This is a genomic window from Actinoplanes sp. NPDC051513, assembly GCF_044454685.1.
GTDB lineage: Bacteria > Actinomycetota > Actinomycetes > Mycobacteriales > Micromonosporaceae > Actinoplanes.
Window position 1 is genome coordinate 204,777 of sequence record NZ_JBITDW010000002.1, and the last position, 24,224, is coordinate 229,000.

A 24,224-nucleotide genomic window follows, 5' to 3' on the forward strand; every position below is an offset into this window, starting at 1 on the left:
CCGGTCTACCGGATGTCGGCGAACGCCGCGTCCACGTCGGCCGGCGTCAGCCCGAAGTCGCCGAGCGTGTAACGGTGGGCCGGCCGCCGCCCTTCCGATTGCAGGGCGGTCATCGCCGCCCGTGCGGAGGCTGTCAGCGGCGTCCCCAGCCGGTCGTAGATGGATTCGACCGTGCGAAGAGGATCGGCCACGAAGTCGTCGTAGTCGACGTCGATGAAGTGGGCCGGGTCGTGCCGGGCGCGGTCGCCGGCGAACTGCCGCAACCCCCGTGACCACAACTCCAACTGCGCGCGGCCGAGCACCGAGCCGCGGAACAGCGATGACCACCCCTCCGAGGCCCGCGCGTTGAGGCTGCACACCGACGCGATCGCCACCCGCGGCGCGCGATGCGTCTGAATCACCACCGCGTCGGGATAGGCGGCGAGCAGCGCGTCCAGCGCGAACAGATGGCTCGGATTCTTCAGCACCCAGCGCCGATCCCGATCGGGCATGCCGATGAGCTGCAGATTGCGCCGGTGCCGCCGATACGCCGCGGTCCAGTCCTGCTCGCTCAGCCAGCGCGAGTAACTCGGAATGTTCGCCAGGCACTCGAAGGACACCGACGTCATCGACTGGCGCAGCAGCCGCCAGCACTCCTCCACCTCGCCGGCCCCGGTGAAGTGCATCCCCATGAACTCCGGGTCGGTCTCGTGGTGCTGCTCGTATCCGGCCTGCAGCGCCGCGAAAATCGGGTTCCCGGCCCAGGTTTCGCGCGGCGGCCGGGGTTGCGGCACCTCGGTCAGCCACAGCTCGATGCCCTGATGCGCGAGGTCGGCGGTGAGCAAGCGGTGCAGCGCGGTGGTTCCGGTGCGCGGCAGCCCGGTCACGAAGATCGGGCGAGGCACCGCCACGTCGGCGTGCTCGGGGTGCTGCTTCCACGCCGCCTCGCTGAGGAGCCTCGCAACAAGGGCCGCGCGCAACAGCCCCCGGGTTGTCTTGCTGCCCGCCGGGGTCAGGGCCGCCTCTTTCGTGTACGCGTGAAGCAGCGCACCCATCCCCGCGCGATAGTCGTCGTCGCCGAAGTCGTCGAGCCCGGTGAGCCGGGTCGCGGAGGCGTGGAGGTCCTCCACCGTGCCGACATCCGTGCGTGCGCTCTGCATGGCCGCCCCCGGCTCAGTGATGGAACTCGCCGCAGTTGACGTCGAGGCACTGCCCGGTGATGCCGCGCGCCATCGGCGAGACGAGGAACAGCACGGCGTCGGCCACCTCGTCGGGCTCGGGCAGGCGGCGCAGGTCGGTGGTCGCCGCGACCTCGTCGTAGATCTGCTGGGCCGGCACCTCGCGCTGCGCGGCCTGGTAGTCGAACCACATGCGCAGGCTGTCCGCCCAGATCCAGCCGGGCGCCACCGAGTTGACGCGTACGCCCTTGGGCCCGAGCTCGCCGGCCAGGTTCTGCGCGACCGCGAGCAGCCCCGCCTTGGCCAGCTTGTACGGGCCGAACGGCCTCCGGGAATGCCGCAGCACGGCCGAGTTCACCATCACCACCGAGCCGGCCGACTCGATGAGCGCGGGCGTCAGCAGCCGGGTCAGCCGCAGCGCCGCCAGCACGTTGACGTCGAAGCTGGACCGCAGGTCGTCGAGGTCGACCTTGCCGAGGCTGCGCATGGGCGGCATCACGAAGGCGTTGTTCACCAGCGCGTCGACCCGGCCGAACTCGTCGAGCGCGGCGCGCACCAGCGCCGCGCTCGCGTCGTCGTCGGTGAGGTCGGTGGGCACCACGAGCGCCCGCCTTCCCGCCGCGGTCACCTTTCCCGCTATCTCGGTCAGATACGACTCGGTGCGGGCGGCGAGCACCACGTCGGCGCCCATCTGGGCCGCGCGCACCGCGACCGCCTGACCCAGCCCGGGCCCGACCCCGGCCACCAGCACGACCTTCTCGGCCAGCAGCATGGCTCAGCCCAGCATCCGGGTCGCGGTGGCGGCCTGCCGCGCGGCGATGCGTTCCCGCCAGGCCGCCTCGTCGATCGGCTCGTGGTACGGCAGTTGCTTGGGCAGGTCGTCCACGGCGACCACCTCCGCCCGCGGGCCGTCGGCGCCGGTCAGTGCCCGGGACAGCCGTTGCCAGCGCAGCTGCACGTAGCCGCGGTCGTGGCCGGTGCGCTCGATCCAGTTGGCCACGCCCGGGTCGCGTTCGCTGATGACGTACCGAATCATGCCGTCGGGATCGACGTGTGCTTGCGGCACGGTGAGGCTGGTCTGGTGGTTGATGTAATCGAGGGAGACGTACCACATGCTGCCCAGCTGCAACCCCTGATAAGGCGCGTCCGAGACCGGCACGGTGACCACCATGGCCTGGTCGTCGGCGAGCTCGTAGTGGCCCGCCGACGAATACTGGGTGGCCAGCCCGCCCGGCGTGAGCCGCGGCGGTGTCAGCGTGTTCACGGGCAGGTTCAGGTAGAAGCGCTCGGCGAACGCCAGGAACGTGCGGATCCGGCCGACGAGCATCTTGCCGGCCACCGCGTACCTCTTGGCGATGAGCTCCCGGGTGAGCGGCGGCGGAGCCGTGCCGGCCCGGTCGGCGCGGTGGATGCGCAGCATGCCCGGGCGCTCGGTGGCCCAGTCGCTGAACACTTCACGCACCACGAGCATGGCCGAGCCGGGCGCGAGCGCGAACGCGTTGCGGCCGGACAGCCCCGGCCCGAACCGGATCTCGAAGCTGCCGTCCGCGCCGATGTCGATTTCCCGGTCGTCGAATGCGGCGAGGCTGCCCGGCACGTTCACCGGCGAGTAGGAGCCGTCGAGGATCTGGAAGCTCAGGTCGGCCGTGCTCCCGCGACGGCCGGTCACCACGTACTCGGCGTCGTCGCGCAGCCAGGCGTGGAAGTAGAGCGTGTCGGGGTTGTCGAGACCCATTTTCGTGTACGGCCCGGTGGAGCGCACGAAGTAGGGATAGTCACGCTCGTAGGCCCAGGCCATCTGGATCGATGCCCGGATGCCGCCGGCCAGATAGTCGTGGCCCTCGACCAGATCCTGCTCGCCGCGGATGTGGGGCGCCTCGGCGACGACGCGCTCGGCTTCCGCGATGGCGTCGGCGAACGGCTGAGTAAGCACGTCTCATGCTAGAACGCGTTCTAACTTGAAATCAACTTCGCCCCGGCCACAGCTTGACCGGCGATAGAACGTGTTCCACTCTAGAGCGATGCGGGCCTTCCGGATGACCGGCTGGGGCAACGCCCCTTCGCACGCGGAGACGCCCGTGCCGTCGCCCGGCCCCGGCGAGGCGCTGGTGCGCGTGGCCGGCTGCGGCCTGTGCCGCTCCGACCTCACCATGCGCCAGATGCCGCAGGCGGCCGGCGAGCGGCTCGGCTGGCAGATGCCGTTCACCCTCGGCCACGAGATCGCCGGCTGGATCGCCGCGACCGGCCCCGGCGTCACCGGCCTCGCCGAGGGTGCGCCGGTCGCGCTGACCGCCTCCGCCTCCTGCGGCAGGTGCTGGTTCTGCCTCCGGGGCCTCGACAACGGCTGCCCGCACGGCCGGACAGGCCGCGGTTACGGCCGCGACGGCGGCCTCGCCGAGTACGTCCTCGCCTCCGGAACCCGCGGCGTGCTGCCGCTGCAGGGCCTCGACCCGCGCCACGCCGGCCCCCTGACCGACGCCGGGGCCACGGCCTACCACGCGGTGCGGCGGGCCTTGCCCCGCATCGTTCCCGGCGGCACCGCGGTCGTGCTGGGCGCCGGCGGCCTCGGCGCCTTCGCCGTGCAGTTCCTGCGCGTCCTGACCGCCGCCCGGGTCGTGGCCGTGGACCCCGATCCGGCCCGGCTCGCCTACGCCGAATCGGTGGGCGCCCACGAGGTGCTGCCGGGCGTGGACGACGAGAGCGCCCGGTTGCTGCGGCGGTTCGGCGCCGACGCCGTACTCGACTTCGTCGGCACCGGCGAGACCATCGCGGCCGGCATCGCCGCGGTCCGCCCCGGCGGCGCCTACGGCCTGATCGGCTCGGCCGGCGGCCGCCTCGACCGGCCCTGGTTCGGCATGCTGCCCCGCGACGGCGAGGTCTACACCTTCCAGGGCTCGTCGATCGCGGACGCCCAGGAGGTCATCGCCCTGGCCGCCGCCGGGCTGATCCGCAACCAGGTCGAGGAGTTCCCGTTCGAGAAGGTCGAGGAGGCCTACGAGAGACTGGCCGCCGGCACCCTGGCCGGCCGCGCGGTCATCCTTTTCTGACGGCCGGATAATCGCTTGGCGCCGATGGTTCGGGTCAATAGCTTGCCAGCTATGCCCCTTCGTAACGAACAGCCGCGTGACGGCGAAGCCGTCGGCTCCCTCCACCGAACGGCGTTCGGCGGTGAGCACGGCGGCACCGTGGCCCAACTCGTGGACGCCTTGCGACGTGATGATCCCGGCGCGCTCTCGCTCGTGGCGGAGGAGGAGGGGCAGATCGTCGGGCACATCATGTTCAGCCGGGCGCTGCTCGACGCCCCTCGACGGCTCGTGGCGGTCCAGTCGCTGAGCCCGCTCGCGGTCGCCCCGCCGTGGCAGCGTCGCGGCATCGGCACGGCGCTCATCCGGGCCGGCCTGCAGCGGCTCGACGAGCAGGGCGTCCCCCTCGTGTTCCTCGAGGGAGATCCTCGCTACTACTCGCGCGCGGGCTTCCGCCCGGCGGGGGACACCGGCTTCCGCAAGCCGTCCCTGCGAATCCCCGACGCGGCTTTTCAGGTCGTGAAGCTGTCCGCCTACGAACCCTGGATGACCGGGACGTTCGTCTACTCGGAAACCTTCTGGCAGCACGACTGCGTCGGCCTGCGCGACGAGGGCTGATCCAGCCTCGACAATCTAGTCGCGGCAGGTTCGCTCGATCAGGTACTGCCAGGCGGCGCCCAGCTCGCGCTCGATCCCGTCGGTGGCGGCGGTCACGGGGCCCCTGGAGATGTAGAGCAGCAGCGGGCCGTCCAGGGCGGCGGTCAGCTGGACGGCGAGCAGGTCGACGTTGACGCCGCGCGGGGGGAGCTGGCGCAGCATCGTCCGGATGTGCACCTGCGACGCCGGCAGCTGCGCGGCGCCGGGGAGCGGCTGGCGGCCGTCGAGCGTGAAACGGGCCACCTCCTGGTTCTCGAACAGCCAGGCTATGCGCGCTCGCCCGTACGCGATCAATCGCTCGATCGGCGGCGCGCCCGGACCCAGCGGGGGCGGGCCCGACAGCACCTGCTCCTGCAGGCCGCGCTCGCCGTCGTCGAGCAGCGCCTGGAAGATGCCGGCGCGCGTGCCGAAGCGGCGGAAGACCGTGCCCTTGCCCAGGCCGGAACGCTCGGCCAGGGCATCCATCGTCAGCTGATCGGGGCCCGACTCGGCCAGCATCTCGCGCGCCGTGGCCAGCAATTGTTGCCGGTTGCGCGCGGCATCGGCCCGCTCGGGCTTCGGTTTTCCCCAGCTCAGCGGTACCCCCGTCATGTAGTGATCCTAACCACGTCCACGCTAAGCGGGGTAAAGTCCGCTTATGCTGGGTCGCGCAGGTAACGAACCGAGGGAGATCTTGATGACGGCGAACATCCAGGAACGCTTCACCCAGCTGCCCGACGAGCAGGCGCTCGCGGCCACCGTGACCGCGCTCGAGGAGCACGGCTTCAGCGTGGAGGTGGTCGACGACATCGAAGCGGCGCGCAAGAGCGTGCTCGCCCGCATCCCGCGCGGCGCGGCGGTCATGACCAATACCTCGGTCACGCTGCAGGAGACCGGCGTTCAGGACGCGATCAACGAAGCGGACGGCCCGTACGAGTCGTTGCGCAACCGCATGATGGCGCTGGACTTCCAGACCCAGATGCAGGAGATGAAGAACATCGCCGGCGGCGCCGAGTACGCCCTTGGCAGCGTCCACGCGATCACCGCGGACGGCGCGCTGGTGATCGCCTCGGCGTCCGGCAGCCAGCTCGCCGCGTACGCGTGGTCTGCTCCGAATGTGATCTTCGTGGCCGGCGCGCAGAAGCTGGTGCCGAACCTCGAAGTGGCGCACGAGCGACTCACTCAGCACAGCCTCCTGCTCGAGGACGGCCGCGCGCAGGCCGCGTACGGGCAGCGCAGCTACATCGGCAAGGTGCTCGAGATCCGCCAGGAGATGCCCGGCCGCATCCACCTCGTGCTGATCCGCCAGAACATCGGATTCTGACGCCCGATGTGAATGCGACGTGCGAAGCGGGAGGATGATGCCAGGCATCCCCCCGCCGCACCGAGGAGGCACCCGGTGGTCCAACGCCAGCTCCCCAAGCCGTCCGAGATCTTCGAGCTCATGCGGTTCAAGAAACCGCAGCTCAACGGGCGCACGCGCCGTCTCGAGTCGGCGCTGACCATCGAAGACCTGCGTGCGATCGCCAAGCGCCGCACCCCTCGGGCCGCGTTCGACTACACCGACGGCGCCGCCGAGGGTGAGCAGTCGCTCGCCCGCGCCCGCCAGGCGTTCCAGGACGTCGAGTTCCACCCGAGCGTCCTGCGCGACGTGGCGAACGTCGACACCTCCACCACCGTCTTCGGCGGGCCCTCGGCGCTGCCGTTCGGCATCGCGCCGACGGGGTTCACCCGGCTCATGCAGACCGAGGGCGAGACCGCCGGGGCGGGCGCGGCCGGCGCCGCCGGGATCCCGTTCTGCCTGTCCACCCTCGGCACCACCAGCATCGAGACGGTCCGGGAGGCCAACCCGAACGGCCGCAACTGGTTCCAGCTGTACGTGATGCGGCAGCGCGAGATCTCGTACGCGTTGGTGGAACGCGCCGCCAAGGCCGGCTTCGACACCCTGTTCTTCACCGTCGACACCCCCGTGGCCGGCGCCCGGCTGCGCGACAAGCGCAACGGCTTCTCGATCCCGCCGCAGCTGAGCCTGCGCACCATCGGCAACGCCATCCCGCGCCCCTGGTGGTGGTACGACTTCCTCACCACGCCCAAGCTCGAGTTCGCCTCGCTGTCGTCCACCGGCGGCACCGTCGGCGAGCTGCTCGACGCGGCGATGGACCCCACCATCAGCTACGAGGACCTGCGCATCATCCGCGAGATGTGGTCCGGCAAGCTCGCCGTCAAGGGCGTGCAGACCGTCGAGGACGCCAAGAAGCTCGCCGGTCTCGGCGTCGACGGGATCGTGCTGTCCAACCACGGCGGCCGCCAGCTCGACCGCGCCCCGATCCCGTTCCACCTGCTGCCCTCGGTGGTCCGTGAGGTCGGCGGCGACGTCGAGGTCACGGTCGACACCGGGATCATGCACGGCGCCGACATCGTCGCCTGCATCGCGCTCGGCGCCCGGTTCACCCTCATCGGCCGTGCCTACCTGTACGGCCTGATGGCCGGCGGACGCCCGGGGGTCGACCGCGCCATCCAGATCCTCACCGAGCAGATCGTGCGCACGATGAAGCTCCTGGGCGCCCACAGCCTCGAGGAGCTCACTCCGGCTCATGTCACCCAGCTGGCCCGGCTCGCGCCTCGCCGGCTCTGACGCGTACGGCTCAGCCGCCGTTGGCGGAGAAGTGCATGAAGTCCTTCAGTGAGCGGTAGTCGCCGCCCCATTTCCAGCCGATGGCGGCGAACGCCTTCACGACCGGCCCGCGCGGAAGGATCATGCCGGGGCGGGCGTGGCCGCGGTCGAGGTAGGAGGTGGCCAGCTCGGGCAGGACGACCTTGCCCTTGTGGTACGGGTTCTGGAACGGGTCGACGTCGACGGCGAGTCCGTAGGCGTGCTGCGACCAGGCCTTCTGGCCCCGTACCGGCCGGCAGGCGAACACCGCTGTGGTGTTGCCGTCGCCGGTCGGCGGCGCGTTGAGCTCGGCGGCGGTGGTCACCCGCATCCGCTCGATCGGGTACCCCTCGGCGAACAACGTGCCGAACACCTTGACCAGGCCGGCCGCCGCACGCGCGTTGACCAGCAGCTCACCGGTGTGCGCCCGGCCGTCGAAGCCGCGGAAGCCGACCGTCATGTACCGCAGATCCGTGGCCTTCACCGGGCAGGCGCTGCTCCAGGTGGAGCGGGCGAGCACGCCGGCCGGCACGGCCCGGATCGTGGCGTGGAAGCCGCCGTCGGCGGGCGGCGGCAGGTCGTCGGTCGTGATGATCGACCGGTTGCGGAGCTCGGGCGGGGTGGCCCGGGCGGCGGCGAAGCCGTCGGACCCGACCGGCAGCACCCGCGTGCCGAGCCAGGCCGGGGCGGCGGTGGCGTCGCCGATGCGCGGGACCGGAGAGCTCGGCGGCGTCGCCGGTCTGCTCGATCCGGCCGGCGCGGGACCGGTGGACGTGCCGGAACAGGCCGCGACGACCACGCAGGCCAGTAGGGCGATCGGCAGCCGTGCCGCCGTTCGATGTCGCACGGAGCCAGTCTGCCAGGGGACCCTCCGCGCCGAGCGGATCGACCGTCGAGCACACTTCTCCCCATGGCAGATGTGACTGTTCTCGGCGCCGGGGCTGCGGGTCTCGCCGTGGCGGCTCGGCTGAAGGCGCGTGGCATGGACTGCGTCGTCCTCGAGCGCGGCCCGGGAGTGGCCACCAGCTGGCGCGGCCGGTACGACCGGTTGCGCCTGCACACCATCCGCAGCCTGTCGGGCCTACCCGGCTTCCCCATCCCCCGGGAGTACGGCCGGTGGGTCAGACGGGACGACCTGGTGCGCTATCTGGAGGCGTACGCCGAGCGCTTCGGCATCGACGTACGGACCGGGACGACCGTGGCGGGCGTCAAGCCCGGCGCCGACGGCTGGTCGCTGCGGCTCGACGACGGCTCCGAGCGGTCGGCGCGCACCCTGGTCGTCGCGACCGGCTATCTCCACACGCCGGTGGTGCCGCAGTGGCCCGGCCTCCAGTCGTGGCCGGGCACGCTGATCCACTCGGCGGAGTACCGCAACGCCGAGCCGTTCCGCGGCCGGGACGTCCTCGTGGTCGGCCCGGGCAACAGCGGCGCCGAGATCGCCACCGACCTGGCCGAGGGCGGCGCCGCCTCGGTGCGCCTCGCGATCCGCACCCCGCCGCACATCGTGCGCCGCGAGACGGCGGGCTGGCCGGCCCAGATGAACGGCCTGCTGCTGGGCCGTCTCCCGGAACGGCTCTTCAACCCGATGGCCGCCGCCATGGCCCGGGTGGAGATGCCGGATCTGAGGCGCTACGGCATCGACCGCCCGGCGGAAGGGTTGAAGACCCGCCTGCGCACCCACCGCTACGTGCCGGTGCAGGACGTCGGCATCGTCCGGGACGTCGTGGCCGGGCGGGTGCGCCCGGTCGCGGCCGTGCGGGGCTTCACCGCGACGTCGGTGGAGCTGGCGGACGGCACGAGCGTGCAGCCGGACGTGGTCATCGCGGCCACCGGGTACGGCACCGGCCTGCGCGACCTGTTCGAGGACACGTCGCTGTTCGACGAGACCGGCGTGCCCCTGGTCCACGGGGGTGCGCCCGCCCGGCCCGGCCTGTTCTTCGTGGGCTACGACGTCACTCTGGGCGGGATGCTTCGCCAGGTGGCGCTGGAGTCGCGCCGCGTGGCCCGAGCCATCCCGGGCTAGGCGTCGGCCGGCTTGCGGTGGATCGTGTAGTGCAGCACCAGGAACGGGAAGCCGTACAGCGAGAACGCGTGCTCGGCCCGTAGCTCGCCGCTGCCGTCGACGTAGACGTCCAGCTGCTCGGCGAAGCCGTGCACGGACAGCGTGGTCAGCTCGCGGGTCTCGGGATCGATATAGGTCAGGTAGTGGCCGGGGTGCGGGAGCTCGCTGCGGCTGCTGAGCACAAGACCGCCGTCCGGGCGGGGCGTGGGGAGCAGGGTGGCCGTGAAGTTGCCCTGCGGCACCGGGAAGCCGACGCTCACATAGCCCCGGCCGTCATGCCGGTACGTGGTGTAGACGCCGACGTAGATGGGCTCGTCGGTGTCGGCGAACGAGCGGATCCAGCCGCGTACGCCGATCAGGTCGGTGCCTTCGGGGGTGATGGTGTCGATGCGGCTGCGGACGCCGCGCAGGGTCTCGCGCTGGTTCATCGGCACGTTGGCCTGGCCGAGCCGGCGGGCCACCAGCGTGCGGTAGAGCAGGTAGCCCGGGCGCACCCAGAGCCGCCACTCGGGGACGATGTCGAGCCGGAAGCGGGTGGTGTGCTCGTAGAACTCGCGCACCAGCGGATCGACACCGGCCGGGTCGAACTGCGGGCCGGTCAGGTCGTCGAGCGAGGCGACGATCCCGACGTCGGGGGCGTCGGCCTGATAGGTGCCGCCCAGCACCTCGGCCAGCTCGCGTACGTATTCGGTGCCGACGTAACCGGTGCGTGCCTCGAGCGGCACGACGAAGGGCAGTTCCTCGGCCGCCACCCCCTCGGCCAGCAGGCCCACCTGCGGGTCGCGGAACAGCACCGCGGACAGGGCCCGGAACCCGACCACGGCGCTCGCCGCGACGGCGGCCGGTGGCGCCTCGGGGCCGGCGGCCAGGCGCCAGGCCGCTCCCACGGCCGCACCGACGACGGGGCCGAGGGCCACCTTCTGCGGGCGCAGCCCGAGCGCGCCGGCGGCCGAGCCGGCGGCCAGGCCCACGGTGACGGGGCCGGCCTTGGTGAGCCGGCCGCCGAGCCAGCCGGCCGGCGCTGCCAGCGCGCCGCTCATCACGACCCGCGACCACCAGGCGGGAATCTCGCCGGGCCGCTGCCGCGCCCGGGCCACCGCTTCGGTAGCGGCGAGCGCCGCTGCGCCGGCAACGCCGCCGAGCGTGGCCGCCCGGGCGCCCCGGCGACTCGCGATCGCGGCGCCGGCCAGCGCCCCCGTGAGCGCGGCGAACGCGAGCCCACCGGCGCGCTTTCCGTTGGTCATGCCCGAACGGTAACAAGCCCTGCGCGCGGCCTGCGCGTCGCGCGTGACCATCATGTCCTGCTCCGCGTAGGCGTTGAACGCGGAGTTTGAGCCGCGCTGCCGTCATTGCTGCGGGATCTGGCTGATCACCTCGTCGGCGAAGCGGCGGATGCCATCCTTCTTGGCCCCCAGCTCGCCGTCGAACTTCGTGCCGTAGAAACGCCAGGGGACGACGATCGCGTCGGTCACGCCGATGCCGGCCAGCTGGCGGAAGCCGTCCAGCCCGAAGCGGTCGACGCAGACCGCCTGGATCTCGAAGGGCTGGTCGGCGCGGCCGTACTCGGCGCGTAGCGCGGCGAGCTTCTCGATGACCGTGCGCAGGTCGTCGAAGCGCATCATGGCGGAGGACCAGCCGTCGCCGACGCGGGCGGCGCGGCGCAGCGCCACACCGGCGTGGCCGCCGATGTAGATGGGTACCGGCTCGGTGGGCGCGGGGCTCATCTGCAGACGGCCGAACTCGAAGTGCTTGCCGTGGTACTCGACCATGCCGCCGCCGAGGATGAGCCGCAGCACCTCGATCGCCTCGTCGCCGCGGGCGCCCCGGTCGGCGAAGGGGGCGCCGCACCACAGCGACTCCTCCGGCGACCAGCCGAGGCCGACGCCGAGGCCGAACCGGTTGCCGGTCAGGTGGGCCACCGAGCCGACCTGGCGGGCCAGCAGCACGGGACTGCGCGGCCCGAGCTTGAGGACCTGGGTGTAGAACCGGATGGTCGTGGTGGCGGCGCCGAGAGCCGCGGCGGTCACCAGGGGATCGGACCACGGTGTCTCGGCCGTCCAGAAACGGCTTCCATCCGACGTGTACGGGTATTTGGCGCTGACCTCTTCGGAGTAGAAGAGCGAGTCGGGCAACGCGATCGACGAGAAGCCGCACTCCTCGGCGGTACGAGCCAGGTCGATGAGTTGGTCGAGGGGGCTGAGCGCGATGCCGAGACTGAACCTCATCCTTGTTCTCCCGGGAGGGTCGAGGCGAGCGTGAGCAGCTGGCCGGTGGCGCCGCCCAGCAGGAACTCGTGGTACTTGGCGGCCAGGAAGTAGCCGTGCAGCGGGTAGTCGACGTCGATGCCGACACCGCCGTGCACGTGGACCGCGGTGTGCAGCACCCGGTGCCCGGCCTCGGCGGCCCAGAATCCGGCCGTCGCCACCTCGGCGCCGGCCGGCCGGTCCTCCGACAGCAGCCAGGCCGCCTGCCACATCGTCAGCCGCAGCGCCTCCACGTCGATGTACGCGTCGGCGAGCCGCTGCGACACGGCTTGGAACGAGCCGATCGGCTTGCCGAACTGGACGCGGGTGCGGGCGTACTCGGCGGTCATCTCCAGTGCCCGCTCGACGACGCCGAGCTGGGCTGCGCAGGCGCCGACGGCGGCGTGTGCGGCGAGCCAGGCGGCGGCCCCTTCGAGGGGATGGCCCGGCGCGCTGTCCAGCCGGAGCAGGCCGGCGCCGGGGCCGCCCTCGACGCGCTGCGGCTCGACCTCGACGCCCGGGTCGCCGGGCCGCACCAGGAACACATCGGGCCCGGCGGGAACCAGGATCAGGGCGGCCCGATCGGCGGCCGGGACGGCGGCGACCTCGCCGTCGAGAAGCCAGCCGGCGCCGTCGGGCCGGGCGTCGACGGAGCCGTCCGGTGCGGCGGCGAGCACGAGCGCACCGCCGGCGGCCGGGGCGGCCCACTCGGCCACCTGCGCGTCGGTGCCGAAGCGGCACAACGCCGACGCCGCCGCGACGATCGAGGGAAGGTACGGCACGGTGGCGGCGGCGCGGCCCAGTTCGACCAGGATCGCGCACTGCTCCAGCAACCCGTACCCTTCGCCGCCGGCCCGCTTGGGCAGCGCCGCGGCCAGCACGCCGGCCTCGGCCAGCGCCGGCCACAGCGGACGGCCGGAGGCCGCCAGATCCCGGGTCAGCGCGGCCAGGTCGCGCGCCTCGCCGCTCGACGAGAAGTCCATGGAAGTCTCCTTAGCGCTTGACCGGCAGGCCGAGCGCGCCGGCCGCGATGATGTCGCGCTGAACCTCGTTGGTGCCGCCGCCGAAGGTGAGAATCAGCGACGCGCGGTGCATCCGCTCGATCCGGCCCTGCAACAGCGCGCCCGGCGAGCCCGCCCGCACCGTGGCGGCCGGGCCGAGCACCTCCATGAGCAGCCGGTACGCCTCGACCGCGAGCTCGGTGCCGTACACCTTGCCCGCCGACGCCCGCACGGCCGCCGGCGCGCCCTCCGAGCCGGCCGCTACCCGCCAGTTGAGCAGCTTGAGCACCTCGGCCTTGGCGTGCACCCGGGCGAGGTGCAGCCGCACCCACTCGTGCTCGAAGCGGCCGGACGCAACAGCCCACGCGGTGACCTCGTCGAGTGCGCGGCGCAGCGGGGCGGCCGGGGTGAGCGCCACCCGCTCGTGGTTGAGCTGGTCGGTGATCAGGCGCCAGCCCTCGTTCTCGGCGCCGACCCGGGCCGAGACCGGCACCCGCACGTCGCTGTAGTATGTCGCGCTGGTGGTCGGCCCGGCCACGGTGCGCACCGGCGTCCACGAGAAGCCCGGCGCGTCGGTCGGCACCACGAGCATCGACAGGCCCTTGTGGCGGGGCGCGTCGGGATCGGTGCGGCAGGCCAGCCAGACGTAGTCGGCGTACCGGATCAGGCTGGTCCACATCTTCTGGCCGTTGATGACGTACTCGTCGCCGTCGCGGACCGCGCGGGTGCGCAGCGCCGCGAGGTCGGTGCCCGCCTCGGGCTCCGAATAGCCGATGGAGAAATGCACCTCGCCGGCCGCGATCCGGGGCAGCAGCTCGGCCCGCTGGGCAGCCGAGCCGTGCCGGGCGATGGTCGGCCCGACCGTGTAGATGGTCAGGAAGGGAACCGGCACGCCGGCCATGGCCGCCTCGTCGGCGAAGATGAGCTGATCCATCCGGGACCGCCCGCCGCCGCCGTGCTCGACCGGCCAGCCGAGCGCGAGCCAGCCGTCCCGGCCGAGCTGCCGCACCACTTCGCGATACGCCGAGCCTTCGCCGTACTCGCCCTCGTCGTCGGTGAGCGCCTCGCGCAGCGACGGCGTCATCAAGCCGGCGAAGTATGCCCGCAGCTCCTTGCGGAGCTGCTCCTGCTCGGGTGTGTATCCCACGTGCATGTGACCCGCCCGATGCCCTAGGGTGGAACCACTCGAAGTAGAACAAGTTCTAGTAGAGTCCATCGGCGGAGGGGCGTCAACCGTGGAGACGGCGTATCTGGCGGGCGCGGTCCGCACCCCGGTCGGCCGGCGTGGCGGCGGCCTCGCCGGTGTGCACCCGGCCGACCTGGCCGGCCACGCCATCGCCGAGCTGCTCGACCGCGCGGGTGTCGACCCGGCCGCCGTCGACGACGTGATCCTGGGCTGCGTCGACACGATCGGGCCGCAGTCCGGCGACATCGCGCGTACGAGCTGGCTCGCGGCCGGCCTGCCCGAGCACGTGCCCGGCGTCACCGTCGACCGGCAGTGCGGTTCGGGCCAGCAGGCCGTGCATTTCGCCGCGCAGGCGGTCATGAGCGGCACGGCCGATCTGGTGGTGGCCGGCGGTGTGCAGAGCATGAGCCAGGTGCCGATCGGCAGCGCGATGGCGCCGGACGGGCCGTATCTGAAGAGCAAGGGCTGGGCGGCACGCTACGGCGACCAGGAGGTCTCGCAGTTCCGCAGCGCCGACGACATCGCCGCCAAGTGGGGGCTGCCCCGTGCCGAGCTCGAACAGTGGGCGCTTTCGAGCCACCTCCGGGCGATCCACGCGATCGACGAGGGCCGGTTCCGCGCCGAGACGGTGCCGGTCGGCGGCTGCGGCACCGACGAGGGCCCGCGCCGCGACACCAGCGCCGAGCGGATGGCGGCGTTGCCGGCCCTGCGCCCCGCCGGGGTCACCACGGCGGCGACGTCCAGCCAGATCGCGGACGGCGCGGCGGCCCTGCTCGTCGCCTCCGGCCATGCTGTCCGCGCGCACGGGCTGCGCCCCCGGGCGGTGATCCGGCACCTGTCCGCGCGCGGAGGCGACCCCGTGCTCATGCTGACCGCGCCGATCGAGGCGACGGCGCACGCGTTGCGACGCGCCGGATTGAAGACGGCCGACATCGACCGGTTCGAGATCAACGAAGCGTTCGCGAGCGTGGTGCTCGCCTGGCTGCACGAGACCGGCGCCGACCCCCAGAAGGTCAACGTCAACGGCGGCGCGATCGCGCTCGGCCACCCGCTCGGCGCGACCGGCGCGCGGCTGCTCACCAGCCTGTTGCACGAGCTGGAGCGCTGCGGCGGCCGCTACGGCCTGCTGACCATGTGCGAGGGCGGCGGCCAGGCCAACGTGACCGTCATCGAAAGGCTGTGAGCGCGGCCAGGCGGTCGTCGGCCTCCTTCATGATGCGGTCGATCAGCTCGGCGCAGGACGGCAGGTCGTCGATGAGGCCGGCCACCTGGCCGGAGGACATCACCCCGGACTCGGGCCGGCCCTCCACCATGGACGTGCGCAGCAGCGCCGGAGTGTTGGCCGCCATCAGCCTCTGCGCCCACGAAAGGCCCCGACCGGCCCGCAGCAACGAACGCCAGGACAGCCCGGACTCGCGGTGAAAGGCGACCGCGTGGCGCGCCGAGCGGGCCAGTGCGGCGATCCGGTCGGAACGTTCCAGGGAGTCGACGAACGGGGTCCGCAGCACCCGGTGCGGCACGCCGTCGACCCGCGTCGTGACCACCGTGCCGGTCACCGTGGCGGCCAGATAGTGCCGCTTCACCTCGGGACCGACCGGGCTGTCCGAGGTGAGCAGGAAGCGGGTGCCCATGGCGACGCCGGCCGCGCCGTACGCGAGCGCCGCCACCAGGCCGCGTCCGTCGAAGAACCCGCCGGCCGCCACCACCGGGATGCCGACGGCGTCGACCACCTGCGGCAGCAGCAGCGTCGTCGGCACCGGGCCGGTGTGCCCGCCGCCCTCGCCGCCCTGCACCAGCACCGCGTCCACGCCCCACCCGGCCACCTTCTCGGCGTGCCGGCGCGCGCCCACCGACGGCATGGTGAGCACGCCGCCGTCCGCGCAGCGCCGGATCAGGTCGCGGCTCGGGGCCAGGGCGAACGAGGCCAGCCGGACCCCCTCCGCGACCAGGAGGTCGATCCGCTCGGCGGCGTCGGGCAGGTCGGCCCGCACGTTGACCCCGAAGGGCGCGCCGGTGCGCCGCCGGATCTCGCGCAGCGTCTCGCGGAGCTGGGGGAGGCTCATCGTCGCGGAGGCCACGATGCCGAAGCCACCGGCCGCCGACGTCGCCGCGACCAGCCCGGCCCCCGCGACGTACCCCATGCCGGTCTGCACGATCGGGTGCCGGCAGCCGAGCAGCTCGGTGAGCCGGGTCTTCACCGGATCTCCTTCTCCCGCAGGCCGTCGGGGTCGAGCCGGCCGAGCAGGGCCAGCTCGGCGGCCGAGGGCGCCCGGGTCGCCGGCACGTCGGCGGGGACCTGGAGCGGGAATCCGGTGGCCGCCAGCACGTCGGCGACGGACACGCCGGGGTGCACCGAGCGCAGCCGCATCGAGCGATCGGTCGTGGCGAAATCGAGCACCGCGAGGTTGGTCACCACCACGCGGATCTCGACGGCGCCGCGGTCGAAGCCGACGCCGCTGACCATGTCGACCCGCGGAACGAACACGCGCGGCGCGTGCCGGGGCACCCAGTAGCTGGTGGCGTGGTTGACCGTGTTGCCGGGCGCGCCGCGCACGCCCAGCAGCTGCCGGGCGGGCCGCGCCCAGTCGCCGATGCAGGAGATGTTCTGGTTGCCGAACCGGTCGAGCTGGCTCGCGCCCATCATCACGTGCCGGGTGCCGGCCGCCACCACGCCGAACACCGCGCGGTACGGCAGCCAGCCCTCCGCCTCGTCGTCGTGCAGCAGGGTGGCTTCGCCGTCGGTCAGCAACAGATCGGGGGCGAAAGTGAGCTGCGCCAGCCGGGCGCCCAGCCGCGGGATCAGGCCGGTCGGGGAGGCCAGCACCGCGCCGTCGCCGCGCCATGCCTCGGCGCACGCCACCACGCAGACGTCGGCCCGGCTCATCGCGCGGCCACCGCCTTCTGGTAGTGCTCCTCGTCGCCGTCCAGGTAGGTGGCGCGGAACCGGGCCCAATCGGCCGGGCTCGCGGCGGCCGTCGCGTACTCCCGCTGGAACGCCTCGTCGCGGTCGTAGTCGGGGACGCAGCTGGTGAAATGCGCGCCGCGCGGGGTCTCCACCACGCCGTCGACCATCATGCGGTTGAGCAGCAGACCCTGCGGCGGCCCGGCATCGCGCAACTCGGCGGCGGAGACGATGCGTTCGCAGGAGAGGTATCGGCGCCGGGCGGCGAGGCAGAACAGGTCGTCGAAGTACGGGTCGGAGCCCAGGTAGCGGCCGTTGCCGCGCCGGTCGGCGCGATTGAGATGGACCAGCGCGGCGTCCAGCTCGAGTGCGGGCATGGCGACAAGCTCACTGCCATCCGCGTACGGCGACCGCACCGTCAGCAGACCAGGATTGACGCGCATCACGTCGGAGCCGAGGCCGGCTCGGATCGGCAGGAAGGGCAACCGGTTCGCGGCCGCCAGCAGCCCCCAGTAGAGCATGCCCTCGTCGTACTCGGTCAGCTCGATCTCGCCCTGCCGGCGGGCCCGGCCGAAATGTGGCTCGAGCGGGATGCTGTCGAGGGACACGAAACCGGTGACCACCCGGCGGACGCAGCCGGCCGCGATGAGCAACCCCACATCGGGCCCGCCGTAGGAGACGACGGTCAGGTCTTTCCGGCCGGCCCGGCAGATCGCCCGCACCAGGGCCATCGGTTTGCGGCGCGAGCCCCAGCCGCCGATGCCGATCGTCATGCCGTCGTGCAGCTCGCCGACCACGTCGTCGACCGTCATGACGCGGTCCATGTCACGTCCCCTCCACGAACTTCTGCCGGGCGCGGTCGCCGGCGCCGTTGAGGTTGAGCTCGAAGGTGAAGCCCTGCTCGAACCGGTACGACTTCTTCACGTCGATCGGGTCGATGCCGTTGAGCGCCTCCTTGGCCCGCCGGATCACCATCGGGTCCTTGGCCGCGATCTCGCCGGCCACGGCCCGCGCGGTGGACCGCAGCCGGGTCGGGGGGACGACCTCGAGGACGGTGCCGAAGCGATGGAGGTCGGCGGCGGTGACCGTGCGGCAGGTGTAGACCATCGTGCGCATCAACTGGGGCGGCACCAGGCGGGCCAGGTGGGTGGCCGCGCCGAGGGCGCCCCGGTCGACCTCGGGCAGCCCGAACGTCGCGTCGTCGGTGGCCACGATCAGATCGGCGTTGCCCACCAGGCCGATGCCGCCGCCCAGGCAGAAGCCGTGCACCGCGGCGATCACCGGGACCGGGCAGTCGTAGACGGCCGCGAACGCGGCGGCGCAGCCCCGGTTGGCGGCCAGCAGCGCCTCGTGGCCGGGGGAGCGCTGCATCTCTTTGATGTCGACGCCGGCGCAGAAGCCGCGGCCCTCGGCGGAGAGCACGACCACGCGGGTGCCGGGGTCGGCGCCGGCCGCGGTGACCAGATCGGCGATGGACAGCCAACCGGCCGCCGGCACCGCGTTGACCGGCGGAAAGTCGATCACCACCTCGGCGACGGCGCCGCGGTCCAGGTGTACGCCCACGCGCTCAGGCTAACCTAGCGCTTGCTTGGTCGGCTAGCATCGGCTGATGAATCCCCTCGACTTCACGGGCCGCGGTGTGGTTGTCACCGGCGGAACGCGGGGGATCGGCGCGGCGATCGCGTCCGCCTTCCGCGCGGCCGGCGCCGGCGTGGTGGTCTGCGGCCGCCATGCCTCGCCGGAGGACGGCTTCGTCCAGGCCGACGTTCGTGTTCCCGATCAGGCCATCGCGCTCATCGAAACGGCGGTGGATCGGCTCGGGCGCCTCGACGTGCTGGTGAACAACGCGGGCGGGGCGCCGCAGACTCCGGCCGCCACCGCCTCGCCGCGGCTGCACGCGAAGATCATCGAACTCAATCTCCTGGCCCCGCTGCATGTCTCGCAGGCGGCCAACGTGGTCATGCAGGCCCAGCCCGAGGGCGGGCTCATCCTCATGGTGGGCAGCACCAGCGGCACGCGTCCGTCGCCCGGCACCGCCGCGTACGGCGCGGCCAAGGCCGGCCTGCACCACCTGGCGACCAGCCTGGCCGCCGAATGGGCTCCGGCGGTGCGGGTCAACAGCGTGGTTCCCGGGCCGGTGGGCGATGGCGGACTGGATCCCGGCGCCGTCGCGCGCACGGTGCCGCTCGGCCGGCCCGCCACGGTGGACGAGATCGCCGGCGTCTGCCTGCTGCTGGCCTCGCCGCTGGCGTCCTACGTGAGCGGCGCGGCGGTGGCGGTGCACGGCGGCGGCGAGTGGCCGGGCTATCTCGCCGACCTGCGCGGTGACTAGCTCACCAGCCTGCGGTGGTCCCAGCTGACCACCTTCCGGGGCTCGACGAGGTACGCCGCCCGCTTGGTGGCCGCGTGCGCGACGTACCCGTCGAGCGCCTCGGCGATCTGCTCGGGCGGCAGGTCGCCGACCACCGGGCTGGGCATCCGCGCGGCGACGAGCCGGCCGATCTCGGTCACCCCGGCGAGGTCGTCGATCCGCCGCACCTCGCCGGTGACCTGGACGCCGCGCAGCTCGAAGTAGTCGTCGCCCTCCTCGACCAGGCAGGTCACCCGGGGATCGCGGGCCAGGTTGCGCGCCTTCTGCGAGGCGCGGTAGGTCCAGAACGCGATCTGCCCGTCGCGCATCGCGTAGAACATACTGACCAGGTGGGGCGTGCCGTCCCGGTTGATGGTGGCGAGCTGGAGCTTGCGGCCGGTCTCCAGGAGCTTCTCGACGTCCTCGGCCGGCATCGTGACGGTGTCGCGCTGTTTCATGTGTCCTCGCCGAACGTGTCGGAGGCCAGGGGCAGGGTGTCCTCGCAGACGAAGCCGGGACGCGGCGGGTCGGCGGCGAACATCTTGCCCAGCGTGGCGTCCAGCTCGTCGGCCGTCCACTGCGGGCCCGAGGCGTGGAAGGCGGCGCGCACCGTGGGCGGCCCGAGCACGGCCACCACGTCGCCGTGCGCCACGAAGACCTCGCCGGTGATCCGTTCCCCGGCCGGGCCGGCCAGGTAGGTCACCAGGGGGGTGACGCGCTCGGGGGCCAGCGGGTCGGGGCCCTCGGGCGGTGGGCCCATCAGTTCGCCGGTCATCGCGGTGCGGGCCCGCGGGCAGATGGCGTTGGCGCGTACCCCGTACCGATGACAACCGCGCGCCGTGGCCAGGGTGAGTGCGACGATGCCGCCTTTGGCGGCGGCGTAATTGGGCTGCCCGGCCGAGCCGAGCAGGAACGCCTCGGAGGCGGTGTTGACGATCCGGGCGTACGCCGGCCGGCCGTTCGCCTTGGCGAGCGAGCGCCAGTACGCGGTGGCCAGCCGGGTGGTGACGAAGTGGCCGCGCAGGTGCACCCGGATCACGGTGTCCCACTCCTGCTCGGACATCGAGAACACCATCCGGTCGCGGAGCACGCCGGCGTTGTTGACCAGGATGTCGATGCCGCCGTACGCGCCCAGCAGCGCCTCGCCGGTGGACCACTCGGCGACGTCGCCGGGGCAGACCACGGACTCGCCGCCGGTCGCCCGGATCAGGTCGGCCACCGCGTCGAGCCCGGGGCCGGGCAGATCGTTGAGGACCACCCGGGCGCCCGCCCCGGCCAGCGCGATCGCCTCGGCCGCGCCGAGACCCTGCCCGGCGCCGGTGACCACCGCGACCCTTCCCTCGAGAGGGGCCATCTCAGTACCCCGGCCCGCTGAGCAGACCCCCGTCGGCAACGAACTCGGCGCCCGTGGAGTACGACGACTCGTCGGAGGCGAGGAAGGCGACCAGCCGGGAGATCTCGACGGGCTCGGCGAACCGGGCGATCGGCAGCGACTTGAGGAACGCGCTGGGGTCGACCCCGGTCATCACCTCGGCGGCGGTGAGCGCCATCGAGGTCAGCACGCCGCCGGGGTGCACCGAGTTGACCCGGATGCCGAGCGGCCCGAGCTCCTGCGCGGCCGAGCGGGTGATCCCGCGGATGCCGAACTTGCTGGCGCTGTAGGCGGAGAGGCCGGCCGCGCCCGCGAGCCCTTCGATCGACGACACGTTCACGATCGAGCCGCCGCCGGCCGCGATCATCGGCGGGACGACGGTGTGCACGCCGAGCCAGCAGCCCACGAGGTTGACGTCGATGACCCGGCGGAACTCGGCCGGGTCCATCTCGGCGATCGGCCCGTGCTTGAGGATGCCGGCGTTGTTGACGAGCACGTCGAGCTTGCCGAACGCCGAGACCGTCGCGGCCACGGCGGCGGCCCAGTCGTCCTCGCTCGTCACGTCGTGATGCACGTAGCGGCAGCAGTCGGGGCCCAGGCCGTTGGCCACCGCCCGGCCGCGGTCGTCGAGCACGTCGCCGATGACCACCTGGGCGCCCTCGGCGGCGAAATGCCGGGCGTGCGACTTGCCCATGCCGCGCGCGCCGCCGGTGATGAGTGCCACCTTGCCGTCCAGCCGGCCCATCGCGCCCTCCCGGTCCTTGAAAACCAAGCGCTTGCTTGGGAGGAGGGTAGCACCGTCAATGCGCGGTGATGCCGTCGAAAAGCAGCCGGAGAAGGCCGTCCACGATCTCGTCGGTGTTCCAGGACTTTCCCCGGCTCTGCTTCCACGAGGTGGGGATCCACAGGATGTCGCGCAACAGCCGGTAGATGAGCCGCGCGTCGAGGTCGGCGCGGAACTGGCCGGTCTGCTTGCCCCGCTCGAGCTGGTCGATCCAGGTCTGCTCGATCTCTTTCATCGCGGTGCGCAGGTACGCGAAGCGCTTCTGGGCGCTGAAGTAGGCCCAGTCGTTCTGCAGCATCGTCAGGGCGGCCCGGTGCCGGCTGAGCGCCGCCGTGCTGGAGCGCACCATCCGCTCGATCGCGACCCGCGGCTCGTCCGCCCCGGAGGCGGCCTCGCGATAGCCGCCGAGCACGTCGTCGAGGAACTCGCGGAGGATCTCGTCGCCGATCGACTCCTTGGAGTCGAAGTGGTGGTAGAGGCTGCCCGAGAGGATGCCGGCGGCGTCCGCGATCTCGCGGACCGTGGTGGCCCGGAAACCCTTCTCGGCGAACAGGTCGGCGGCCAGCCGGATCAGATGGGCGCGGCGCTCGGACGGCGGCGCGGCCTTCTTCGTGGTCGTCACCAGGTCGATGCTACTTGCCCAAGTGCTTGCTCGGTTCGATGGCGGCCGTTAGCGTAGAACGCGTTCTAATTCTTGAAGGGGGTGGCGAGGTGCGGGCCGCTGTTCTCCATGCGATCGGCGACGACAAGTTCGACATTCGCGACGACGTGACGGTGCTCGGGCCGGGCCCGGGCGAGATCCGGCTGCGGGTCCGGGCGGCCGGCGTCTGCCACTCCGACCAGTCCGCCAAGGACGGCGGGCTGCCCCAGCCGGTGCCCGCGGTCCTCGGCCACGAGGCGGCCGGCGACGTGATCGAGGTCGGCGAGGGGGTCGACGACCTCGCCCCCGGCGATCGCGTCATCGTCAACTGGCTGCCCTCCTGCGGCACGTGCTCCGAGTGCCTGCGCGGCGAGCCGTTCCTGTGCATGACCCACGTGATGATGGGGTACGCGATGCCCCGCTTCATGGCCGGCGACCTGCCCGTCTTCGGGATGGCCGGCTGCGGCGCTTTCGCCGAGGAGATGGTGGTGCCCCGCATCGGCGCCGTCCAGATCGAGCCCGACGTGCCCTACGAGGTGGCGGCGCTGGTCGGCTGCGGCGTGATGACGGGGGTCGGCGCGGTCGTCAACACCGCGCAGGTACGCCCGGGGGACAGCGTCGTCGTCATCGGCTGCGGCGGGGTGGGCATCGCCGCGATCCAGGGCGCCCGGCTCTCCGGCGCGTCCGTCATCGCGGCCGTCGACACCGTGCCGGCCAAGCTCGACGTGGCCCGCCGCTTCGGCGCCACCCACGCGGTCACCCCCGACCAGCTCAGCGACCTCTCCACCGAGATCACCGGCGGCGAGGGCTTCGACTACGCCTTCGACGTGGTCGCGGTGCCGCAAACCTTGCGTACGGCGTGGATCGCGGCCCGGCGCGGCGGCACCGTCGTCGTGGTCGGCGCCGGCCGGGCCGAGCACCACGTCGAGTTCAGCCCGTTCGAGCTGCTCTTCGAGGGCAAGCGCATCATCCCCTCGCTGTACGGCTCGGCCTACCCGCCGCGCGACTTCCCCAAGCTGATCGCGCTGTGGCGGGCCGGCCGGCTCGACCTCGAGGGCATGGTGTCGCACCGGCTGAGGCTCGAGGAGGTCGACGACGCGATCGCCGCGCTCGGCCGGGGCGACGTGATCCGCCAGGTGATCGTGCACGACGACGGCGTCTGACATGCGGCTTGGCATTCAGCTCGGCTACAGCGGGGAGGGGTTCGCGCACGCGGTCGAGGAGGTCGCCGAGTTCGAGGCCGCCGGCGCCGATCTGGTGGTGGTGCCCGAGGCGTACAGCTTCGACGCCGTCAGTCAACTCGGCTACCTGGCCGCCCGCACCAACCGGATGCAGCTCGCGTCGGGTGTCATGCAGCTCTACACGCGCACGCCGACGCTGACCGCGATGACCGCGGCCGGGATCGACTACGTCTCGGGCGGCCGCTTCTCGCTGGGCCTCGGCGCGTCGGGGCCGCAGGTCATCGAAGGGTTCCACGGCGTCAAGTACGACGCGCCGCTCGCGCGCACCCGCGAGGTGGTGGAGATCTGCCGGCGGGTGTGGCGCCGGGAGGTCCTGGTCCATGACGGGAAGCACTACCGGATGCCGCTGCCTGATGGCCTCGGCAAGCCCCTGAAGCTCATCAACCGGCCGGTCCGCGACCGCATCCCGATCCTGCTGGCCGCCATGGGTCCCCGCAATGTGGCGCTCGCGGCCGAGATTGCCGAGGGCTGGCAGGCGCTCTTCCTCGACCCGGCGGCCCTCGACCGGGTGTTCGGGCCCGCGCTCGCCGAAGGAAGAAAACTGCGGGATCCGGCGCTCGGGCCGCTCGACATCATGGTGCCGCTGCCGTTCGCCGTGGCCGAGCCGACCGAGCAGTTGCTGGCGCGACACCGGGCGCAGCTCGCCCTCTACATCGGAGGGATGGGCGCCCGCGGCCGGAACTTCTCCAACGACCTGGTACGCCGCTACGGCTACCCCGGCGAGGCCGCGACGATCCAGGAGCTGTTCCTGAGCGGCCGCCGGGCCGAGGCGGCGGCCGCGGTGCCCGAGCGGCTGGTCCGGGCGACCGCGCTCGTCGGCCCGCGCGGAGAACTGCGCGACCGAGTGGCCGAGCTCGCCGCCGCCGGAGTGACCACCCTGCTGGTCTCCCCGCTGGCCGCGACCCGGGCGGAGCGGGTCAAGGACATGGCCGAATTGAAACAAGTTCTCATAGACGGAGTCCTTTGACATCAGG

Annotated in this window: 26 protein-coding genes; 9 read left to right on the top strand and 17 right to left on the bottom strand. The window is 72.5% G+C overall.

Going from position 1 to position 24,224, the window contains the following annotated elements:
* Positions 1-5 precede the first annotated feature (5 nt).
* The 3 genes from ACIA5D_RS06245 to ACIA5D_RS06255 are packed head-to-tail and all read right to left on the bottom strand — an operon-like array spanning position 6 to position 3,090.
* The gene (locus ACIA5D_RS06245; RefSeq protein WP_396028780.1) at positions 6-1,139 is read right to left on the bottom strand and encodes a sulfotransferase family protein; all 1,134 of its coding nucleotides are present in this window, start codon (positions 1,137-1,139) and stop codon (positions 6-8) included.
* A gap of 13 nt (positions 1,140-1,152) precedes the next feature.
* Complete coding sequence (locus ACIA5D_RS06250; RefSeq protein WP_396028781.1) at positions 1,153-1,929, bottom strand: SDR family oxidoreductase; 777 nt, start codon at positions 1,927-1,929, stop codon at positions 1,153-1,155.
* 3 nt (positions 1,930-1,932) lie between these two features.
* Entirely contained in the window at positions 1,933-3,090 is a 1,158-nt protein-coding gene (locus ACIA5D_RS06255) for a hypothetical protein (protein WP_396028782.1), read from the bottom strand.
* Between the two features lie 88 nt (positions 3,091-3,178).
* On the opposite strand from ACIA5D_RS06255, the gene ACIA5D_RS06260 reads away from it, so the two are divergent.
* Entirely contained in the window at positions 3,179-4,204 is a 1,026-nt protein-coding gene (locus ACIA5D_RS06260) for an alcohol dehydrogenase catalytic domain-containing protein (protein ID WP_396028783.1), read from the top strand.
* Positions 4,205-4,255: 51 nt separating this feature from the next.
* Positions 4,256-4,798: a GNAT family N-acetyltransferase gene (locus ACIA5D_RS06265; protein ID WP_396028784.1), complete on the top strand. Its 543-nt coding sequence runs from the start codon at positions 4,256-4,258 to the stop codon at positions 4,796-4,798.
* Between the two features lie 15 nt (positions 4,799-4,813).
* On the opposite strand, the gene ACIA5D_RS06270 is transcribed toward ACIA5D_RS06265, so the two are convergent.
* Positions 4,814-5,428, bottom strand: coding sequence for a TetR/AcrR family transcriptional regulator (locus tag ACIA5D_RS06270; protein ID WP_396028785.1), 615 nt, complete (start codon positions 5,426-5,428; stop codon positions 4,814-4,816).
* An 85-nt stretch (positions 5,429-5,513) separates the two neighbouring features.
* Between ACIA5D_RS06270 and ACIA5D_RS06275 the strand changes: the two genes are divergently transcribed.
* Together ACIA5D_RS06275 and ACIA5D_RS06280 are read left to right on the top strand one after the other, a co-directional pair.
* Positions 5,514-6,140: an LUD domain-containing protein gene (locus ACIA5D_RS06275; RefSeq protein WP_396028786.1), complete on the top strand. Its 627-nt coding sequence runs from the start codon at positions 5,514-5,516 to the stop codon at positions 6,138-6,140.
* A gap of 75 nt (positions 6,141-6,215) precedes the next feature.
* Positions 6,216-7,451: an alpha-hydroxy-acid oxidizing protein gene (locus tag ACIA5D_RS06280; RefSeq protein WP_396028787.1), complete on the top strand. Its 1,236-nt coding sequence runs from the start codon at positions 6,216-6,218 to the stop codon at positions 7,449-7,451.
* Positions 7,452-7,461: 10 nt separating this feature from the next.
* Here the strand turns inward: ACIA5D_RS06280 and ACIA5D_RS06285 are convergent, their stop codons facing one another.
* Positions 7,462-8,316 (bottom strand): M15 family metallopeptidase, encoded by an 855-nt coding sequence (locus tag ACIA5D_RS06285; RefSeq protein WP_396028788.1) that lies wholly within the window; start codon positions 8,314-8,316, stop codon positions 7,462-7,464.
* 63 nt (positions 8,317-8,379) lie between these two features.
* Here ACIA5D_RS06285 and ACIA5D_RS06290 point away from each other — a divergent pair, with 63 nt between their 5' ends.
* Positions 8,380-9,492: a flavin-containing monooxygenase gene (locus tag ACIA5D_RS06290; protein ID WP_396028789.1), complete on the top strand. Its 1,113-nt coding sequence runs from the start codon at positions 8,380-8,382 to the stop codon at positions 9,490-9,492.
* On the opposite strand, the gene ACIA5D_RS06295 is transcribed toward ACIA5D_RS06290, so the two are convergent.
* From ACIA5D_RS06295 to ACIA5D_RS06310, 4 genes are all read right to left on the bottom strand, one after another.
* The gene (locus tag ACIA5D_RS06295) at positions 9,489-10,775 is read right to left on the bottom strand and encodes a hypothetical protein (RefSeq protein ID WP_396028790.1); all 1,287 of its coding nucleotides are present in this window, start codon (positions 10,773-10,775) and stop codon (positions 9,489-9,491) included. The genes ACIA5D_RS06290 and ACIA5D_RS06295 overlap by 4 nt on opposite strands.
* Positions 10,776-10,877: 102 nt before the next feature.
* Positions 10,878-11,756, bottom strand: a complete 879-nt coding sequence (locus tag ACIA5D_RS06300) for a TIGR03619 family F420-dependent LLM class oxidoreductase (RefSeq protein ID WP_396028791.1) — start codon at positions 11,754-11,756, stop codon at positions 10,878-10,880.
* Positions 11,753-12,757 carry an acyl-CoA dehydrogenase family protein gene (locus ACIA5D_RS06305; RefSeq protein WP_396028792.1) on the bottom strand — a complete coding sequence of 335 codons (1,005 nt, stop codon included), beginning with the start codon at positions 12,755-12,757 and terminating at the stop codon, positions 11,753-11,755. The genes ACIA5D_RS06300 and ACIA5D_RS06305 overlap by 4 nt, the downstream gene beginning before the upstream one ends.
* A gap of 10 nt (positions 12,758-12,767) precedes the next feature.
* The gene (locus ACIA5D_RS06310) at positions 12,768-13,928 is read right to left on the bottom strand and encodes an acyl-CoA dehydrogenase family protein (protein ID WP_396028793.1); all 1,161 of its coding nucleotides are present in this window, start codon (positions 13,926-13,928) and stop codon (positions 12,768-12,770) included.
* Between the two features lie 82 nt (positions 13,929-14,010).
* On the opposite strand from ACIA5D_RS06310, the gene ACIA5D_RS06315 reads away from it, so the two are divergent.
* Positions 14,011-15,144 carry an acetyl-CoA C-acetyltransferase gene (locus tag ACIA5D_RS06315; protein ID WP_396028794.1) on the top strand — a complete coding sequence of 378 codons (1,134 nt, stop codon included), beginning with the start codon at positions 14,011-14,013 and terminating at the stop codon, positions 15,142-15,144.
* Here ACIA5D_RS06315 and ACIA5D_RS06320 read toward each other — a convergent pair.
* The 4 genes from ACIA5D_RS06320 to ACIA5D_RS06335 are packed head-to-tail and all read right to left on the bottom strand — an operon-like array spanning position 15,128 to position 18,426.
* Positions 15,128-16,102 carry an NAD(P)H-dependent flavin oxidoreductase gene (locus ACIA5D_RS06320; RefSeq protein WP_396029486.1) on the bottom strand — a complete coding sequence of 325 codons (975 nt, stop codon included), beginning with the start codon at positions 16,100-16,102 and terminating at the stop codon, positions 15,128-15,130. The genes ACIA5D_RS06315 and ACIA5D_RS06320 overlap by 17 nt on opposite strands.
* A 53-nt stretch (positions 16,103-16,155) precedes the next feature.
* Positions 16,156-16,845, bottom strand: a complete 690-nt coding sequence (locus ACIA5D_RS06325) for a CoA-transferase subunit beta (RefSeq protein WP_396028795.1) — start codon at positions 16,843-16,845, stop codon at positions 16,156-16,158.
* The gene (locus ACIA5D_RS06330) at positions 16,842-17,687 is read right to left on the bottom strand and encodes a CoA transferase subunit A (RefSeq protein WP_396028796.1); all 846 of its coding nucleotides are present in this window, start codon (positions 17,685-17,687) and stop codon (positions 16,842-16,844) included. Before ACIA5D_RS06330 ends, ACIA5D_RS06325 begins: the two co-directional genes overlap by 4 nt.
* A 1-nt stretch (position 17,688) precedes the next feature.
* Positions 17,689-18,426 carry an enoyl-CoA hydratase family protein gene (locus tag ACIA5D_RS06335; protein WP_396028797.1) on the bottom strand — a complete coding sequence of 246 codons (738 nt, stop codon included), beginning with the start codon at positions 18,424-18,426 and terminating at the stop codon, positions 17,689-17,691.
* A 46-nt stretch (positions 18,427-18,472) separates the two neighbouring features.
* On the opposite strand from ACIA5D_RS06335, the gene ACIA5D_RS06340 reads away from it, so the two are divergent.
* Positions 18,473-19,195 (top strand): SDR family oxidoreductase, encoded by a 723-nt coding sequence (locus ACIA5D_RS06340; RefSeq protein ID WP_396028798.1) that lies wholly within the window; start codon positions 18,473-18,475, stop codon positions 19,193-19,195.
* Here the strand turns inward: ACIA5D_RS06340 and ACIA5D_RS06345 are convergent.
* From ACIA5D_RS06345 to ACIA5D_RS06360, 4 genes are read right to left on the bottom strand one after another with little or no spacing between them, the layout of a single operon-like run.
* Entirely contained in the window at positions 19,192-19,671 is a 480-nt protein-coding gene (locus tag ACIA5D_RS06345; RefSeq protein ID WP_396028799.1) for a pyridoxamine 5'-phosphate oxidase family protein, read from the bottom strand. The genes ACIA5D_RS06340 and ACIA5D_RS06345 overlap by 4 nt on opposite strands.
* Positions 19,668-20,567, bottom strand: coding sequence for an SDR family NAD(P)-dependent oxidoreductase (locus ACIA5D_RS06350; RefSeq protein ID WP_396028800.1), 900 nt, complete (start codon positions 20,565-20,567; stop codon positions 19,668-19,670). Before ACIA5D_RS06350 ends, ACIA5D_RS06345 begins: the two co-directional genes overlap by 4 nt.
* Before the next feature lies 1 nt (position 20,568).
* The gene (locus ACIA5D_RS06355) at positions 20,569-21,330 is read right to left on the bottom strand and encodes a glucose 1-dehydrogenase (RefSeq protein ID WP_396029487.1); all 762 of its coding nucleotides are present in this window, start codon (positions 21,328-21,330) and stop codon (positions 20,569-20,571) included.
* A 55-nt stretch (positions 21,331-21,385) separates the two neighbouring features.
* On the bottom strand, positions 21,386-21,991 hold the full coding sequence (locus ACIA5D_RS06360; RefSeq protein ID WP_396028801.1) for a TetR/AcrR family transcriptional regulator: 606 nt from the start codon (positions 21,989-21,991) through the stop codon (positions 21,386-21,388).
* A gap of 89 nt (positions 21,992-22,080) precedes the next feature.
* On the opposite strand from ACIA5D_RS06360, the gene ACIA5D_RS06365 reads away from it, so the two are divergent.
* Complete coding sequence (locus ACIA5D_RS06365) at positions 22,081-23,172, top strand: Zn-dependent alcohol dehydrogenase (protein WP_396028802.1); 1,092 nt, start codon at positions 22,081-22,083, stop codon at positions 23,170-23,172.
* Position 23,173: 1 nt separating this feature from the next.
* Positions 23,174-24,217 (top strand): LLM class F420-dependent oxidoreductase, encoded by a 1,044-nt coding sequence (locus ACIA5D_RS06370; RefSeq protein ID WP_396028803.1) that lies wholly within the window; start codon positions 23,174-23,176, stop codon positions 24,215-24,217.
* Positions 24,218-24,224: the final 7 nt, after the last annotated feature.